At 40.9% G+C, this 17,100-nt stretch carries 15 protein-coding genes; 10 read left to right on the top strand and 5 right to left on the bottom strand.

Annotated features, from left to right (window positions below; translation table 11 throughout):
- Positions 1–39 precede the first annotated feature (39 nt).
- Together srmB and ACXJY6_RS14800 are read right to left on the bottom strand one after the other, a co-directional pair.
- Positions 40–1,263, bottom strand: coding sequence for an ATP-dependent RNA helicase SrmB (gene srmB, locus ACXJY6_RS14795; protein ID WP_456052025.1), 1,224 nt, complete (start codon positions 1,261–1,263; stop codon positions 40–42).
- Between the two features lie 90 nt (positions 1,264–1,353).
- Positions 1,354–2,073, bottom strand: coding sequence for a tRNA1(Val) (adenine(37)-N6)-methyltransferase (locus tag ACXJY6_RS14800; protein WP_458768797.1), 720 nt, complete (start codon positions 2,071–2,073; stop codon positions 1,354–1,356).
- A 184-nt stretch (positions 2,074–2,257) separates the two neighbouring features.
- Here ACXJY6_RS14800 and prfB point away from each other — a divergent pair.
- From prfB to ACXJY6_RS14825, 5 genes are all read left to right on the top strand, one after another.
- Positions 2,258–3,356 (top strand): peptide chain release factor 2 gene (gene prfB / locus ACXJY6_RS14805; RefSeq protein WP_456052023.1). Its coding sequence is split into 2 segments (ribosomal slippage): positions 2,258–2,332 and positions 2,334–3,356, totalling 1,098 coding nucleotides; the frame shifts between segments, so codons are not numbered across the junction.
- Between the two features lie 113 nt (positions 3,357–3,469).
- Positions 3,470–4,990, top strand: coding sequence for a lysine--tRNA ligase (lysS, locus tag ACXJY6_RS14810; RefSeq protein ID WP_458768798.1), 1,521 nt, complete (start codon positions 3,470–3,472; stop codon positions 4,988–4,990).
- Positions 4,991–5,322: 332 nt separating this feature from the next.
- Positions 5,323–6,657 carry a cyclic-di-GMP-binding transcriptional regulator VpsR gene (gene vpsR / locus ACXJY6_RS14815; RefSeq protein WP_458768799.1) on the top strand — a complete coding sequence of 445 codons (1,335 nt, stop codon included), beginning with the start codon at positions 5,323–5,325 and terminating at the stop codon, positions 6,655–6,657.
- 228 nt (positions 6,658–6,885) lie between these two features.
- On the top strand, positions 6,886–7,059 hold the full coding sequence (locus tag ACXJY6_RS14820; protein ID WP_458768800.1) for a hypothetical protein: 174 nt from the start codon (positions 6,886–6,888) through the stop codon (positions 7,057–7,059).
- Between the two features lie 103 nt (positions 7,060–7,162).
- Positions 7,163–7,414, top strand: coding sequence for a DUF1127 domain-containing protein (locus ACXJY6_RS14825; protein WP_456052019.1), 252 nt, complete (start codon positions 7,163–7,165; stop codon positions 7,412–7,414).
- A gap of 64 nt (positions 7,415–7,478) precedes the next feature.
- Here ACXJY6_RS14825 and ACXJY6_RS14830 read toward each other — a convergent pair whose 3' ends face one another.
- Together ACXJY6_RS14830 and mutH are read right to left on the bottom strand one after the other, a co-directional pair.
- Entirely contained in the window at positions 7,479–8,513 is a 1,035-nt protein-coding gene (locus ACXJY6_RS14830; RefSeq protein ID WP_458768801.1) for an NADP(H)-dependent aldo-keto reductase, read from the bottom strand.
- Positions 8,514–8,657: 144 nt separating this feature from the next.
- Positions 8,658–9,326, bottom strand: a complete 669-nt coding sequence (gene mutH / locus ACXJY6_RS14835) for a DNA mismatch repair endonuclease MutH (protein ID WP_458768802.1) — start codon at positions 9,324–9,326, stop codon at positions 8,658–8,660.
- A gap of 613 nt (positions 9,327–9,939) precedes the next feature.
- On the opposite strand from mutH, the gene rppH reads away from it, so the two are divergent.
- The 4 genes from rppH (at position 9,940) to ACXJY6_RS14855 (ending at position 14,576) form a co-directional block, all read left to right on the top strand.
- Complete coding sequence (gene rppH, locus ACXJY6_RS14840) at positions 9,940–10,467, top strand: RNA pyrophosphohydrolase (RefSeq protein ID WP_456052016.1); 528 nt, start codon at positions 9,940–9,942, stop codon at positions 10,465–10,467.
- A 2-nt stretch (positions 10,468–10,469) separates the two neighbouring features.
- A complete protein-coding gene (ptsP, locus tag ACXJY6_RS14845; RefSeq protein ID WP_458768803.1) occupies positions 10,470–12,716 on the top strand; it encodes a phosphoenolpyruvate--protein phosphotransferase in 2,247 nt (748 codons plus the stop codon).
- Positions 12,717–12,900: 184 nt separating this feature from the next.
- Positions 12,901–13,704 (top strand): prolipoprotein diacylglyceryl transferase, encoded by an 804-nt coding sequence (lgt, locus tag ACXJY6_RS14850; RefSeq protein ID WP_456052014.1) that lies wholly within the window; start codon positions 12,901–12,903, stop codon positions 13,702–13,704.
- 20 nt (positions 13,705–13,724) lie between these two features.
- A complete protein-coding gene (locus ACXJY6_RS14855) occupies positions 13,725–14,576 on the top strand; it encodes a thymidylate synthase (protein ID WP_456052013.1) in 852 nt (283 codons plus the stop codon).
- 82 nt (positions 14,577–14,658) lie between these two features.
- Here the strand turns inward: ACXJY6_RS14855 and ACXJY6_RS14860 are convergent, their stop codons facing one another.
- Positions 14,659–15,804: a Na/Pi symporter gene (locus tag ACXJY6_RS14860; protein WP_456052087.1), complete on the bottom strand. Its 1,146-nt coding sequence runs from the start codon at positions 15,802–15,804 to the stop codon at positions 14,659–14,661.
- Between the two features lie 360 nt (positions 15,805–16,164).
- On the opposite strand from ACXJY6_RS14860, the gene nhaR reads away from it, so the two are divergent.
- A complete protein-coding gene (gene nhaR / locus ACXJY6_RS14865; RefSeq protein WP_456052012.1) occupies positions 16,165–17,055 on the top strand; it encodes a transcriptional activator NhaR in 891 nt (296 codons plus the stop codon).
- Positions 17,056–17,100 lie beyond the last annotated feature (45 nt).

Here is a 17,100-nt window from a genome sequence, read left to right on the forward strand (position 1 = left end):
GCAGTGTCCCCTTTTGTTTTTATTTACAGACTAAAAGCGTTATTTTTTCTTCTTCACTTTTTTCTTCACGCTTTTTTTAGCAGGCTCTTTTTTCTTTTTCTTCTTTACGATCGGTTTTTTATGTTGTGGACGCAAACCATTAACAAACCGCTCTTTAATTTCTTCTTTAGTGTAACGACAAATACGTTCCATCATTGCCTGATCGTGTGCTTCGACCAAAGAAATTGCGATGCCTTTTTTGCCGGCACGCGCAGTTCTACCCACGCGGTGAAGAAATACATCAGCAGTACGAGGAAGATCGAAGTTAATCACATGACTGATGTCTGGGATATCGATACCACGTGCGGCTACATCGGTGGCAAGCAAAATATTAACCGTACCATCGCGAAAGCGACTGATGGCATTATTGCGTCGATCTTGAGGCATTTCCCCTTGAATCCATGCACAAGGAATATTGGCTCTTTCGAGTTCCGAGCGAAGATCAGCCAAACGATCACGCGTTTTCACAAAGACAATGGCTCGCTCGGCCTGATCCGTTAAGATCGTTTTTAGAAGGGTTAACTTATGTGGCATATCATCGCATCGGTGATACCACTGAGAGATCTTTTTACGTTCTCGACGAGGTGGCTCTACATTGACTTCAACAGGCTCTTTCAGTAGTTCGCTAGTAAAGCCTTCGACACCACGTCCTTCAAGGGTTGCTGAGAATAGGAGTGTTTGTTTGCGCCAACGACATTCAGCGGCTAATCGGTCGACGACAGGGGCAAAACCCATATCAAGCATTCGATCGGCTTCATCAAGAATTAACCATTCAATCGCACGACAATCGAAACGTTCAGCCTCAATGTACTCCATTAATCGACCTGGTGTCGCAACAACAATGTCTTGAGTGGTTGCCAAAATATCTGCGTGCTCTTGGTATTGAACGCCACCTGTAATCGTAAAAATATGCAGGTGTGTATTTTTGGCTAACTCTCGCGCTTGATCGGCAACCTGCATGGCAAGTTCACGTGTCGGAGTGAGAATTAAAATCCTTGCTGGGCCTGGTTGGCGGCGTGGAAAATCTTGTAAGAATTGCAATGCAGGAAGAACAAACGCAGCCGTTTTCCCTGTCCCAGTAGGCGCACAAGCTAATACATCTCGACCATCAAGCGCATGAGGAACCACACCTTCTTGAATTGCAGTTGGACGAGAATAGCCCATCGCATCTATTGCTTGGAGCAAATTAGGGTCTAGTTCTAAGTCGGCAAAAGTTTTAATCACTGTCTGTTCTCCGAGTGACGACAATTATTATGGCAAAATTGAGGGCGAGTATTATAGAGGCATCCTAGTAGGAATCACATCACTAATTGATTACATCTTAAGGTAAAATGCCTTGGTTAGCTTAATAAATTCCACACTGTAGTGACCATCTTGCTGAATAATCAGATTTCTTTGCTCTACAGACGATGACTTTTTCTTAGTTAATTCGAATAGTACTCTCGAGGTTGGTTTTCTTGGGGTAGTTTGTATTTCACAATAACGGCTGAGGTGCCATCCTGCCTGCTTAGCATGCTCAATCATGTTATTTCCTTCGATTATCGGCAGAATAAAACTGGCTTTGCCCTTTGCAGAAAGTAATTGATAGCAACATTTCAGTAGCGTTTCATGAGTGAAGTGAAGAGTGTGGCGGGCGGTTGCTCTTTCTATGCTTTGCGCACTTTCACCGTTAGTAAAATAGGGCGGGTTACACACAATCGCATCATAATTGGCGGTACTGGTAAAAGATAAAAGATCACGTTGCAGAACTGAAATACGCTGAGCCCAGTTTGAATTATCAATATTGTGTTGCGCAATCTTACAAGCTGTTGAGTCGATTTCGATGGCATCGATGCTGATTTCTGGAAAACGCTGTGCTGCCATCAGTGCCAGTAGCCCAGTACCGGTACCAATATCAAGTAGACGCTGTGCGCTTTCCACATCGAACCAAGCTCCTAGTAAAATCCCATCGGTGCTCACTGGCATTCCACAACCTTTTTGCGCAATAACAAACTGCTTGAAGTGAAAGGTTTTCTCATCATGAAGAATAGTCATAAGCCTCTGAACGTCTGAATAATGGCATTTAAAAACGACTTTATGGTACTTGGTTTTGTGGACAAAACTGAGCGAAATCTATTTGTTGTAGAGTAATGGCCAATTTTCCATTTTTTCCTGTATCTTCATCACATTTTTCAGTAGAATTCTGCGGTTAAATTCTATGCGAAAGTAATGTGCAACGATGTTTGAAATCAATCCTATAAAAAACCGCCTACAGGACGTATCTGAACGTACAGATATCCTGAGGGGGTACCTTTGACTATGACGCCAAGAAAGAGCGTTTAGAAGAAGTCACTGCTGAACTAGAACAATCCGATGTGTGGAACGAACCTGAACGTGCTCAAGCGTTAGGCAAAGAGCGTTCAGCCTTAGAAGCGGTGGTTGAAACCATTGATCAGCTCGATCAAGGTGTCGATGATGTTGACGGGTTACTTGAACTCGCTGTTGAAGCAGAAGATCAAGAAACGTTCGATGAAATCGATCCTGAATTATCTGAGTTGGAAGCGAAATTAGAGAAGTTGGAATTTCGCCGCATGTTCTCGGGCGATCATGATGAATCTGATTGCTATATCGACCTTCAAGCAGGCTCTGGTGGTACTGAAGCGCAAGATTGGACGTCAATGCTACTCAGAATGTATCTGCGTTGGGCAGAATCGAAAGGCTTTAAAACTGAAGTGATTGAAGTCTCAGATGGTGATGTGGCTGGATTGAAATCGGCGACAATACGAATTGCTGGTGATTACGCCTATGGCTGGTTACGAACCGAAACCGGTGTTCACCGTCTTGTGCGTAAATCTCCATTTGATTCGGGCGGCCGTCGACATACCTCGTTTGCTTCTGCTTTTATTTATCCTGAGGTGGATGAAAATATTGCGATCGACATTAACCCAGCAGAGTTGCGCATTGATGTATACCGAGCATCTGGTGCCGGTGGTCAGCACGTAAACACTACGGAATCGGCGGTGCGTATTACTCACTTACCCACTAACACCGTGGTTCAGTGTCAAAACGATCGTTCACAGCATAAAAACAAAGATCAAGCGATGAAGCAGTTGCGTGCAAAACTGTTTGAATTGGAACTTCATAAGCAAAATGCTGAGAAGCAAGCAAACGAAGATGCCAAATCTGATATCGGTTGGGGAAGCCAAATCCGATCTTATGTATTGGATGATTCTCGAATAAAAGATTTGCGCACCGGCGTTGAAAACAGAAATACACAAGCCGTACTCGACGGTGACTTAGATCGATTTATTGAAGCAAGCTTAAAATCTGGGCTTTAGCTTTCGTTCTAACTCTAAACTTATATTTCTAAGCTTATATTTTTAAGTTAAAGAGAAATAACAAATTTTTACTGTAACTTTTTACTGAAAACCATGTATAGGGCATATCCCAAATGACTGATGCGAATCAAAACGACCATTTATTAGAAGAGAACAAACTGATTGCAGAGCGCCGCGCTAAATTGGAGCATATCCGAAAGATCGGTAAATCTAATGGTCACCCGAATGATTTTCGTCGTGATAGCCTAGCTGGTGATCTTCAAAAAGAGTTTGGTGAGAAGAGTAAAGAAGAGTTAGAAGCTTTAAATCATATCGTTGCAATTACGGGCCGCATTATGGCCAAGCGTGGTCCTTTCTTGGTGATTCAAGAAACATCGGGTCGTATTCAAGCTTATGCTGCGAAACCTGTGCAGAAAGAGCTCAAAGAAGTGTATCAAGGCTTAGACATTGGCGACATCATTGGTGTTAAAGGTGCATTACATAAGTCAGGCAAAGGCGATCTTTACGTTAATATGGAAGAGTATGAACTGCTTACTAAAGCACTTCGTCCACTTCCAGAAAAGTTTCATGGTTTAACAGACCAAGAGCAACGCTACCGCCAGCGCTATGTCGATTTGATCGTTAACGAAGATTCTCGTAACGCCTTTATCATTCGTTCTAAGTTGGTTGCTGCGATTCGAACGTTCATGTCTAAAAAAGGGTTCCTAGAAGTAGAAACACCAATGATGCAAACCATCCCTGGTGGTGCATCAGCTCGTCCGTTTGTGACGCATCACAATGCGTTAGACATTGATATGTATCTGCGTATTGCGCCAGAGCTTTACTTAAAGCGTTTGGTTGTCGGTGGGTTTGATCGTGTATTCGAAGTGAACCGCAACTTCCGTAATGAAGGTTTGTCACCACGCCATAACCCAGAATTCACCATGATGGAATTCTATATGGCATACGCAGACTACCGTGATCTGATGGATCTTACTGAAGAGATGCTAAGAACCTGTGCGCTCGATGTGTTAGGCGCAACCGCAATGCCGTATGGCGATGAAATGGTTGAATTTGGTGGCACTTATACTCGTATGAGCATGTTGGATGCGATTAAACACTACAACCCAGATCATGCCGATATCCAAGCTCTAGATTACGATGGTGTTCAAAATCGTGACCTAATGGTATCTATTGCTAAATCGCTACATATCGAGGTTGAAACCTTCTGGACATGCGGTCAATTGTTGGAAGAAATTTTTGGTGAAACCGCTGAGCCACAGCTGATTCAGCCAACGTTCATCACAGAGTATCCGGCTGATATTTCACCGCTTGCTCGTCGTAATGATGAAAACTCATTTATTACCGATCGTTTTGAATTCTTTATTGGTGGCCGCGAAGTGGCAAATGGCTTCTCTGAGCTTAACGATGCAGAAGATCAAGATGCGCGCTTTAAAGCTCAAGTCGACGCGAAAGAGTCGGGTGATGATGAAGCGATGTTCTACGATGCCGATTACATCGTTGCGCTTGAACACGGACTACCGCCAACCGCGGGTCAAGGAATTGGTATTGATCGTCTTGCAATGCTATTTAGCAATTCACATACGATTCGTGATGTGATTTTGTTCCCTGCAATGAGACCTCAATCGAATTAGTTATTGGATCTTAGTTCAGATTTTACTATTTGTAATTGTTATAAAGAGCCTCTTCTATTTAGAAGAGGCTCTTTATTTTATATGCTAAAATATATAGTACTCATTTGTAGTAATACGTATTTGGCGTAGAACAAGAAGACATAGACTTTATATTTGTATTATTAAATGAATAATGAGTTGGATAACGTATTGTTGAGATTATTAATTTTACTTGTCCTATTAATAAGACAACCAAAATCTATTGCTTTTTTTTAGTTACGTCTTTTGTATATATTAGTACACTGTAAAATAGTTAATAATTATTTTAAATAGAATAGTGGTAAGGATCGTTCATGAATAATCAGTTTCGAATGGATTCCGTTCCAGGATCTTTGGTTGTAGTTGGTGGAACCTATGAACCATGGTTATCAGTATTAGAACAAGTTGGATGGCGTTGTTCTCAAGTTGCTGATTTACGCAAAGCTGATACGCTGTTTGCGTCAACAGGGCCTTGTATTGGTGTAGTCGATTTAAGTGAAGATGAATTCAGCTTAAATGGAATAGCAACCTTGGTGAGTTCTCATCGTCAAGTTCGCTGGATTGCCTTTATTCGTGAGTCACAGTTAAGCTCAGACACGATTTGCCAATTCATTGTTAACTTTTGTATTGATTTCTTTACAGCTCCAATACCAGATGCACAATTGCTTAGTACGATTGGTCATCAATTGGGAATGTTGAAACTTGAGAAAAAAGTTTGGCCTAACTATGGTTCGTCTAGTGATATGGGACTGATCGGGGAATCGGTACCAATTAAACGTTTACGAGATCAAATTAAGCGCATCGCTCCAACGGATGTAAGCATCTTGATTCATGGTGAAAATGGATCGGGTAAAGAAATGGTAGCGAAAGCGATTCACGCTAACTCTGCTCGTTCTCAGCGTCCATTTATTCCTGTAAATTGTCGTGCTATGTCAGAACGTCGCTTTGAAAAAGAGCTTTTTGGCGTTAATAATGACGAAGAAGAATTTGTATCACTATTAGAGCAAGCCGATGGTGGAACGATCCTCCTTAACGATATTCTGTCTATTACTGCAGAGCAACAAGTTAACTTGTTACGTTTTTTCCAAGAAGGAACAGTAGAATCATCGACTGGTTTTAAAAAGGTTGATGTACGTATTCTTGCAGCAAATTCGACAGACTTAGAAAAAGCGCTAATTGATGGCGACTTTAACGATGAGCTTTATCATTATATCAATGTACTGCGAGTCAATGTGCCGAGTTTGAAAGAACGATTAGCGGATATCCCGTTATTGGCTCGACATTATCTGCAACTTTTTTCAAAGGAATACAATGCCCAAGCTCGTGGTTTTACCGATGACGCATTGAAAGAGCTGTCTCGATATAGCTGGCCGGGTAATGTTCGTGAGCTGACGAATCAGGTCAAACGCATGGTATTGATGTCAGATACTGTCATGCTAACTCAAGATAACTTGGACTTACCAAAACGTAGCGAAGGCAAGATGAGCCTCAAATGCGTAAGAGAACGCTCTGAAAAAGAAGCATTGGTTATGGTACTTGAGTCAAATGGTGGTCAGGTATCTCAGGCAGCCAAAGAGTTGGGAATTTCACGAGCAACGATGTACCGTTTGTTAAATAAACATGGGTTGCTGACAGAAGAGATTGCTTAAGCAGATTCGTATTTATTGTTTCTAAAAGCCGCTGTGTTATAACGCAGCGGCTTTTTTATATCAGAGAATAACGTTTCTATTTCAGTGTTACATAGCGGATTTTTAGTTAATTCTAGTCTATTGAATAAAATTCATACATTTAGGTTGTATTGTGAATTCATTTTCATATAATCATTTATGAGGTTGTCACCTCACACTAATTGGACTTTTCATTTTTCGGAGGCGTACATGAATATCACATCGATACTATCTCAATGTTCTGCTTCTTCTCATTTCTCTCATTTTGTGTCTTCAGTGATGCTGCGTAATAACGCCTACCTTATGGTGTCTATGCATTCGTCTGTCGCCACTATTTTTGCAGATAAACGAGATAACCGAACCAACAATGAAATGATCCGTTAGCCATTATTTATTCAAGCTGCGGAACAGGCAGCTTGAAAAAGATCACTACTCCCCTTATTCAATCTGCCTTACTCCCAGCTCAATCTATTTTAGGAGTTAGGTTATGCGTCATTCTATTTATATTACGTTAGCAACTTGGTTTATTGGTGCGGATATTCGACATAAAGAGCGAGCTTTTCAGCGAAAATTACGCCGTACAGCGAATGATATCCCATGGCATAGCGAGTACTTATTACGTGATATTGGCATCTTACCGGATGGTCAAGCCATTGGAGATAGACCACTTTCTGCAAATCAAGTTGAACGTCGTCTATATCATCTTCGCCGTTTTTATCGGTTGAGAATACCAACGTAAATAGTAAGGGCGCCTTGCTTAGGCGCCCAACTTAATAAGAAAAATGGAGGCAACTCTATTTAGGCTACGGACAAGGGTTGGAATAGAGTATTGAAAGCTCTTCGATTTTTGCCAGTACCTCATCTGAAAGAGTGAGGTTGATACTATCAATATTACTCGCTAACTGTTCAAGGTTGGTTGCCCCAATGATATTGGAACCGACAAAAGGACGTTGATTGACAAATGCTAGCGCCATTTGAGCGGGATCTAGGTTGTGCTCATGGGCTAACTGGACATATGCCTCGGCAGCTTTAATTCCTTGTGGTGTAAAATAACGTTGAAAGCGTTCATATAACGAGCATCGAGCCCCCGTTGGTCTTGCGCCATGAAGGTATTTTCCCGTTAATGTTCCAAAAGCCAGTGGAGAATAAGCCAACAATTGTACGCCTTCGTAATGACTGATTTCAGATAAACTCACTTCGAACGTTCTATTGAGCAAGTTGTAAGGGTTTTGAATCGTAACAATGCGTGGTAAATCATGTTTTTCTGCCAAACGGAGATAACTCATTACGCCCCAAGGTGTCTCGTTTGATACCCCGATATAGCGAATTTTTCCTGCTTTAACTAAATCGGTCATCACTTCTAAGGTTTCAATCAACGGTATATCATCGCGATCATCTGATTCTTGGTAATTGAGTTGACCAAAACAGTTAGTCTGACGTTGTGGCCAATGAAGCTGATATAAATCGATATAATCTGTTTTAAGTCTCGTGAGGCTATCATTAATCGCTTGATGAATATTTCGATGATCGAGCGCCATGTTATCGCGAATATGGTTAATTCGAGTGGGGCCCGAGACTTTACTTGCAAGAACAATTTTTTCACGCTTTCCTGATTTTTCTAACCATTGGCCAATATAGTCTTCGGTTAACCCTTGTGTTTTGCCGTTTGGTGGCACAGGGTACATTTCAGCGGTATCAATAAAGTTAACCCCGCGTTCTAAAGCATAATCAAGTTGAGAACAGGCGTCATCAACCGTATTTTGTTCTCCAAACGTCATTGTACCGAGGCATATTTTGCTGACTTCTAACGTTGAATGAGGGAGTTTCGTATAATGCATAAGGCTTCCTTGTTATCAGCGGCATAAAAGGCAATGATTTTCGTTTATATACTACCAATATAAGCTAAGTGCCTATTGATTGGAAAGTAACGAGCTTAAGTAGAGTAGCTAGATGTGAACAAGGTGCTTAGAAGAAGAGCTGGATTAGCCAATAAAGTGGGTTTTTAGAATAAGATCAGTAAATTGAGTACGTAAATAAAAACCTCTAGGTAAGGTTTTTATCATTTTTCCACTGCTGCCAACGGCTTCAGTTTTAACTTTACCGTTTGCCGCTTTAGGTCGTAATTGTAGGACGTCACCATGACGAGCAGTGATTTGATTAAACTGACCTAATGCAATAAATTCCATTAACTCCTCCCAATCGGCTTTCAGTTTTGCTTCTTCTTCTTGGTTTGGTGACCAGATAAGTGGTGAACCAACGCGTCGATTTCCTAATGGGATTTCTCGTTCGCCTTCGACTGGAATCCAAAGCACACGTGATAGTTTGTTTCTAACGTGACTATTCTCCCAAGTTAGTCCATGTATACCAACTAACGGAGCAACACAGACAAACGTTGTCTCCAGCGGCTTACCTTGATAACTCACTGGAATGCTTTTTAGCTCAATACCCAGTGTTTCAAAGTCTTGTTGAGGACGACTGCCTGCTTGAGCACCCAAATGCCATTCCAGCAATTGCCCAACCCAACCTTTATCTCGAGTCAAATCATTAGGTACGGGAATATTGGCGTGTTCGGCTAACTCAGCGAATGTGAGTCCAGCGATTTCATGAGCTCGTTTTAGTAACTCTTGTTCTGATTTAGGCTCTGGTTTCATATATAAGTGCGGGATCGTTTACGTGATCTGATTTTAGCAAAAGAGGTTCTCGAGATCTTGATAAATTGATCGTTCATCAAGAGTTGTTGGATAAGTAAACGGTTATCCACAGAAATTAATCATATTACAAGGAAAAATAAATCATTTGCACTGTGTATATGAGGATCTTGTCCAATTTAGTGCAGTTTATTATTGATTTAGCCTTAGATTTTAAATTACATGTGGATAATCTTTTTATTGATGGATCTTTGAACACTTACTTTTTTAATCGATCCAAAAAAGATCTTTGTCTGACTGTTTAATTGGTTTTGTTGGTTAACTTATTGAAATTAAATATTAATTAATTATCTTTTTGAGGTTTTTATTTTCTATATTGAAGTGGTTATCTGTTGCTAGCTAGTTTTTCATTGGCTTCTTCACATAGTTATACACAGAAAACGTGAATAAATTGACGTGTTAAGCTGAAATGATGTTGATAACTTATGTTTTTGGTTTTTATTCGTCATTTCACGTTACAGTGCATAAATTTCGTCTTTCCCTGCAAGGTTAATTTGCTCCTACTGGGGATATGTGGAAAAATCAATGTAATTAAAAATTTACTAGAGGTTTTCCAGTGATCGATGGCGATGGTTACCGGCTCAATGTTGGTATAGTTATCTGCAATAGCCATGGTCAGGTATTCTGGGCGAAACGATACGGACAACACTCTTGGCAGTTTCCGCAAGGCGGCATGGATGAAGGTGAGTCACCTGAGCAGGCTATGTTCCGTGAGCTGTATGAAGAAGTTGGACTAACATCTAAGGATGTGAAAATTTTGGCGACGAGTCGCCATTGGTTGAAGTATAAACTTCCCAAGCGCCTTGTTCGTCGGGATTCTCAACCAGTTTGTATCGGACAAAAACAGAAATGGTTTCTCCTGCGTCTAGAATCAAGTGACTCTAGAGTGAATATGCAGCGCGGACAAACCCCTGAATTTGATGGTTGGCGTTGGGTAAGTTATTGGTACCCAGTTAGACAAGTAGTGTCATTTAAGCGAGATGTATATCGCCGAGCAATGAAGGAGTTTGCTTCAACAGCAATGCCATTTAGGGAGCGTAAGACCGCGTCCGCAAAAAATAAACGTAGATATCGAAGAGGATAATCATGCTTTCTCAGCTAAGGGAAATCGTTGAGCAGGTTTCCAAAGTAGAAAACGTTCATCAAGCGTTGGAGGTGCTAGTTAAACAAACATGCCTTGCGATGGAAACTGAATGCTGCACGATATACTTAGCAAATGAGGATAAATCTCGCCTAGAACTTATGGCAACTCAAGGCCTTAAGTTTGAAGGTGATAAGGTTCATATTGGGTTCGAAGAAGGGTTAGTAGGCCTGGTAAAACGTTCGGCTGAACCCATAAATCTTGCTGAAGCGTCTAAACATCCGAGCTTTAAGTATTTTAAAAGTTTAGGGGAAGAGGTCTACCATAGTTTTCTAGGTACACCGATTATTTATCGTAAAAAAGTGCTTGGTGTTTTAGTTGTTCAGCAACGCTCTTCTCGTCAATTTAATGAGGTTGAAGAGTCCTTCCTCGTCACCCTTGCTGCCCAGATAGCGATCTTGATTGCTCATGCTCAAACTCAAGGTTTGTGGTTGTTATCGGAACAGCATCGAGCAATATCCGGTATTGCCGCTTCATCTGGGGTTGTTATTGGTCAGTTTTGGTGTGATAACAGCCAACCTCAATTAGAAGATGTCTCTCCAGCATCGGGTTTAAACCCTGACAAAGAACACGATTGGCTGATGCTCGCAATTGATCGAGCATTAGGTGACTTCCGTCGTATGAGAAATAAGCTCGATGGAGATTTGAATAAAGATGCATTAGCGATATTCGATCTCTTTACCCACTTGCTGAATGATCCTATGTTGAGAAAGGATCTGAAAACTCAAATTAAACTAGGAGATAGGGCTGATTGGGCATTGCGTCAAGTCGTTGAAACGTATGCAGCACGTTTTGCTAGTATGTCTGATTCGTATTTACGTGAACGGGCCCAGGATATTCAAGAGCTGGGTCAACGAGTTCTTTACTTTCTCTATCACAGTGAAAATGAAATGCAATCCATTGAACAGCCGATTATTTTGGTTGTTCAAGAGCTGACCGCTTCAATTCTCGCCAGTATACCTAAAGATAAGTTATTAGGAGTTGTTGCCGTTGATGGTTCAGCGAACTCTCATGCGGCAATATTATCAAGAGCACTCGGCATTCCTGCGGTTATGGGAGCGTCTGTGAACTTAAATACTATTGGTGAGCACCAAGGTGTCGTCGATGGCTATGCTGGTTTAGTCTATATCGATCCCGATCAGCGTTTATTGGAGGAGTATCAATCCTTAGCGACGGAAGAAACTGAGTTGTCGGCTATGGTCAACCTCCATGTTGATCAACCGGCTGTGACTCAAGATGGTCAGGCGATCGAAGTATTGTTAAATGCTGGTTTAAGTATGGATAGCAGTATCGCGATAAATCAAAGTGTTGATGGTGTAGGGCTTTATCGCACTGAAATATCTTTCTTGCTTAGTAATGGTTTCCCTTCAGAAGAAGAACAAACTCAGCTCTATAGTGGCATCTTAAGTACGTACCCTAATAAAAAAGTGGTTATGCGCACGCTTGATATTGGCGGCGATAAACCTTTACCATATTTACCCATTATTGAAGAGAACCCATTCCTTGGTTGGCGTGGGATTCGGTTTACTCTAGGCCATCCTGATATTTTTCTTATTCAACTCAGAGCGATGATCAGAGCAAGTGCGGGTTCGAAAAACTTAAGTATTCTCTTACCAATGGTTTCGAGTATCCAAGAAGTTGATGACGCACTTGAATTGATAGAGCAGGCGTATAGTGAAGTTTCCCTAATTGATCCGAGTCTCGTTAAACCTAAAATTGGCATCATGGTTGAAGTGCCTTCGATGATCTATCTGCTTCCGCTTATTTGCGATAAAATTGATTTTGTTTCGATTGGTACCAATGACTTAACTCAATATTTACTCGCGGTTGATCGTAATAATGCTAAGGTTGCAGATATTTATGAATCGATGCACCCTGCGGTTTTTCTCGCTCTAAAACACATTTATGACACATGTCAGAATAACAATATTGATGTATGTGTATGTGGAGAGTTAGCCGGTGATCCTCTCGGAGCGATGTTGTTGATTGGGATGGGGTATCGAACGTTGAGTATGAACACCTCTAATGTCGCTAAAGTTAAATATATGATTCGTAATACCGAATTGGCAGAACTAGAGCATCTCGTTAATCAAGCTTTGATGCAAACCCATGGACATCAAATTTATACTTTGATGAGTGATTATTTAGAGAAAAATGGTTTTGCTGGATTTATTCGTGCGGGTAAAAAATAAGATAATGGCGTAATGATACATCATCATCGAACCTGGTCGTCCCTCATAATGTCCTACCGTGTTGTTGAGAGAATATTTATTAATAAATTTAAGGCATAATGCAATATGCCTTATAGTACTGAACGTGTTGGCGCAATAACTGTCCTAGTTAAATCCCCATAATTATTGAGTAAGTTTGAATTTTATGTCGCAAGAATATTTACCGTTTCCTGAAATTGACCCTGTTGCTATTGCTATTGGCCCAATAGCCATCCATTGGTATGGTTTGATGTATTTGTTAGGTTTCCTTTTTGCAAATTGGCTGGCTAACCGACGAGCATCAAAACCCAATAGTGGCTGGACCAAGGAACAGGTTTCCGATTTACTATTTGCGTGTTTCATCGGTGTGGTTGTTGGTGGACGAGTCGGATATGTCTTGGTGTATAACTTTGATTACTTCATTCAAGATCCACTTTATTTGTTTAAGGTTTGGAGCGGTGGGATGTCATTCCATGGAGGGTTGGTCGGGGTTATAACGGCGATGTTCTGGTATGCGCATCGACAGCAGCGTCGCTTTTTTGCTGTAGCTGACTTTGTTGCTCCACTTGTTCCTTTTGGGTTAGGTCTGGGCCGATTAGGCAATTTTATGAATGGCGAACTTTGGGGCAGAACCACAGATGTTCCGTGGGCTTTCGTATTTCCAAATGCTGGAGAGTTACCTCGTCATCCATCTCAACTGTATGAGTTTGCTTTAGAGGGCGTTGTTCTCTTCTTTATCCTTAATTGGTTTATTCGTAAACCAAGGCCTGTAGGTTCAGTATCTGGCTTGTTTTTGTTAGGCTATGGATTTTTCCGTTTTATCATAGAATACTTCCGTGAGCCGGATGCTCAGTTAGGTCTGTATGGCGATATTATTTCAATGGGGCAAATCCTCTCATTGCCTATGATTATCCCTGGTTTGCTTTTGGTGGTTTGGTCTTATAAATACCGCCGTAATATCACTCAATAACGTTATCCTGAGGAACGATTGTGAAACAGTATTTAGAACTTTGTCAGCGTATCGTTGACGATGGCATTTGGATTGAAAATGAGCGAACAGGCAAACGTTGTTTAACCGTTGTTAATGCTGATCTAACTTATGATGTGGAGAATGGGCAATTTCCATTGGTAACGACGAGAAAGAGTTTTTGGAAGTCAGCCGTTGCTGAGCTTTTGGGGTATATTCGTGGCTATGACAGTGCGGCAGATTTTAGAGCCCTAGGCACCCCAACTTGGAATGCTAACGCCAACGATAATCAAGCTTGGTTAGATAATTCTTACCGTAAAGGTGAAGATGATATGGGGCGTGTATATGGTGTTCAAGGGCGATCCTGGGCAAAACCTGATGGCGGGCATATCGATCAACTGCGTAAAATTGTTGATGATTTGAGCCGTGGTGTTGATGACCGTGGAGAAATTCTAAATTTCTACAACCCTGGTGAGTTTCATATGGGGTGTTTACGTCCATGCATGTATAGCCACCACTTTTCATTATTAGGTGATACTCTATATCTAAATAGCACTCAAAGGTCCTGTGATGTGCCTTTAGGGCTAAATTTTAATATGGTTCAGGTTTATGCATTTTTGGCTATTATGGCTCAGATAACGGGTAACAAACCTGGAAAGGCTTATCATAAAATAGTGAATGCACACATATACGAAGATCAGTTAGAACTGATGCGTGATGTTCAGCTCAAGCGTACACCATTAGCTGCGCCTACTTTTAAGATTAACCCTAACGTTAAGACTTTAGAAGACTTGGAAACTTGGGTCACATTGGATGACTTTGAAGTTGAAGGCTACGAATGTCACGATGCTATTCGGTATCCATTTTCAGTTTAATGATTCTTCAGTAACGTAAAAAATAGAAATGCCGAGCATGAAGATGCTCGGCATTTTTGTTTCTTTCTATTATGGCAAGACTTTACACGGATATCGCAAGGATAGCGCCTGGGATAATGAAAAATAGAGACACTAAATATATGGCAACAACTGACTTGTTTTTAATTGCTAACTCAGAGATTTTTTCAGCACCTTGTAACGGTAGGTTACGTAAAAATGGAATACCGTAAATAAACAGTGTCGCTAAAATATTAAACGCAAGGTGAACCAATGCAATCTGGAGTGCAAATACCGCAAATTCGCCTGATACTGCGGTTGCAGCAAGTAGAGCAGTGATACATGTTCCAATATTGGCCCCAAGAGTAAAAGGATAGACTTCTTTTACTTTTAGTACGCCAGACCCTACCAGAGGAACCATAAGACTGGTTGTTGTTGAAGAGGATTGAACCAATACAGTGACAACTGAACCCGATAGAATACCGTGCAGTGGGCCTCGGCCAATTGCACCTTTTAGAATATCCCTTGCGCGGCCTACCATTAACTTCTTCATCAGTTTCCCCATGAATGTAATGGCGATAAAGATGGTTATGATACCGGCAGCAATTAGGAGAATACCTCCCACAGTATCGCCAAAGCTGCTAAGAGGGGTTTTAACCGCGGAAATCACAGGACTGGTTATAGGTTTGATAAAGTTTAAACCTTTCATGCTCATATCGCCGGTGGCAAGTAGCGGGGAAACAAGCCAATGAGAGATTTTTTCTAACAGTCCAAACGCCATTTCCAATGGAAGGAAGATCACTACGGCTAGGACATTGAAAAAATCGTGAATGGTTGCACTGGCAAATGCTCGCTTAAATTCAGTATTACAGCGAACGTGACCAAGGCTAACGAGTGTATTGGTCACCGTCGTGCCGATGTTTGCTCCCATAATCATAGGAATCGCCAATTCAACAGGTAAGCCACCTGCAACAAGTCCTACAATAATCGAGGTAACCGTACTTGATGATTGAATAAGCGCTGTCGCGACTAAACCAATCATAAGACCAGCAATAGGATGCGATGCGAATTCGAACAGTACTTTGGCTTGATCAGCCGTTGCCCATTTGAAGCCACTTCCTATCATACCAACAGCTAAAAGCAGAAGGTAAAGCATGAACGCCAAGTTGATCCAGCGAAACATCAGTTTCCCTGTTGATTCTGACGGTATTGTCGTCGTTGCTTGGTTCATCATCAATTTCTCCGGGGTCGTTTAATCGAGACCTGTTGTTTAATCTTCGCGGATAATAGAAGTTGAATGTTTCAGTAATATTACAGTCGCCTCTCTAATTTTAATATTTATTAAAGTTAACTTGGTTTTAATTTAAGTTTATGATTTTATTAGTTTTTATTTAATTCTTATCACTAGTCTTTTATGGGAAATTGAATGATATTAGAAAGTTAAATGAAATCAATGTAATAATAAACTTCGTAATAACCGTGTTTTTTTGTTGATTAGTACGATATTTTCGAGTTATTTGTTGTCATATATGTCAATGTTGTCATGTTTTTCTTGTTTGTGAGAAAGCATTTATAGTCAGGAGTGTTTTAGATGGCTCATCTTAATTACAACCACCTTTATTATTTTTGGATGGTGTGCAAACAGGGCTCAGTAACCAAAGCAGCGGATGCTTTATTTTTGACACCTCAAACCGTGACTGGGCAGGTTAAAGCCTTTGAAGAGCGAATGGGTGGGAAATTAACTAAACGCAATGGACGAAAGATAGAACCAAGTGAGTTAGGACAACTGGTCTATAAGTATGCAGATCGAATGTTTGGTTTAAGTTATGAGATGCTTGATATTGTTAACTATAGTCAGCGTTCAAATATTCTCTTTGACGTGGGAGTTGCTGATGCACTTTCTAAAAGGTTGGTCAGTAAGATCTTACTTCATGCGATACCCGAAGATGAAAAAATACATTTGCGTTGTTTTGAGTCTACTCATGAACTGCTATTAGAACAGTTATCTCAACATCAACTGGATATTATTATTTCTGATTGCCCTGTTGATTCAGCACAAAGCCCGGGTTTGTATAGTCGTAAGATCGGAGAGTGTCAGATGAGTTTATTCTCTTTTGGAGAGGTCGAGGATTGTGATTTATCCAAGTTGCTCGCTGAGCGCAAGTTATTAGTTCCTGGAAGTAGAACTGCGATGGGGCGTAATGTACAGCAATGGTTTGACCAACAAGGTTATACACCAGATATTTTAGGTGAATTTGATGATGTCGCTCTACTTCAGGCTTTTGCCAGATATCAGCCAGATGCTCTTTTTCTTGCACCGAATGCATACCGTGTTGAAGTAAAGCAGGACCTGCCGATGACCTTTATTACGACAATAGAAGCCTTGCAAGAAGAATACTATGTGATTTTCGCTGAACGAATGATTCAACACCCTTCGGTGAAGTGTATTTGCCAAGCGGATTATCAAGGGTTATTTGCATAAGCTATAATTGTTAATAAAAATAATGTGTGATGTTAATGTAACTTT

The sequence above is a fragment of the Vibrio phycocola genome (assembly GCF_054404255.1).

Excerpts from the sequence above, each read along its gene's own strand:
- ACXJY6_RS14800 (WP_458768797.1), bottom strand. The coding sequence starts at position 2,073 with ATGACTATTCTTCATGATGAGAAAACCTTTCACTTCAAGCAGTTTGTT.
- lysS (WP_458768798.1), top strand. The coding sequence starts at position 3,470 with ATGACTGATGCGAATCAAAACGACCATTTATTAGAAGAGAACAAACTG.
- vpsR (WP_458768799.1), top strand. The coding sequence starts at position 5,323 with ATGAATAATCAGTTTCGAATGGATTCCGTTCCAGGATCTTTGGTTGTA.
- ACXJY6_RS14820 (WP_458768800.1), top strand. The coding sequence starts at position 6,886 with ATGAATATCACATCGATACTATCTCAATGTTCTGCTTCTTCTCATTTC.
- ACXJY6_RS14825 (WP_456052019.1), top strand. The coding sequence starts at position 7,163 with ATGCGTCATTCTATTTATATTACGTTAGCAACTTGGTTTATTGGTGCG.
- ACXJY6_RS14830 (WP_458768801.1), bottom strand. The coding sequence starts at position 8,513 with ATGCATTATACGAAACTCCCTCATTCAACGTTAGAAGTCAGCAAAATA.
- mutH (WP_458768802.1), bottom strand. The coding sequence starts at position 9,326 with ATGAAACCAGAGCCTAAATCAGAACAAGAGTTACTAAAACGAGCTCAT.
- ptsP (WP_458768803.1), top strand. The coding sequence starts at position 10,470 with ATGCTTTCTCAGCTAAGGGAAATCGTTGAGCAGGTTTCCAAAGTAGAA.
- lgt (WP_456052014.1), top strand. The coding sequence starts at position 12,901 with ATGTCGCAAGAATATTTACCGTTTCCTGAAATTGACCCTGTTGCTATT.
- ACXJY6_RS14860 (WP_456052087.1), bottom strand. The coding sequence starts at position 15,804 with ATGAACCAAGCAACGACGACAATACCGTCAGAATCAACAGGGAAACTG.
- nhaR (WP_456052012.1), top strand. The coding sequence starts at position 16,165 with ATGGCTCATCTTAATTACAACCACCTTTATTATTTTTGGATGGTGTGC.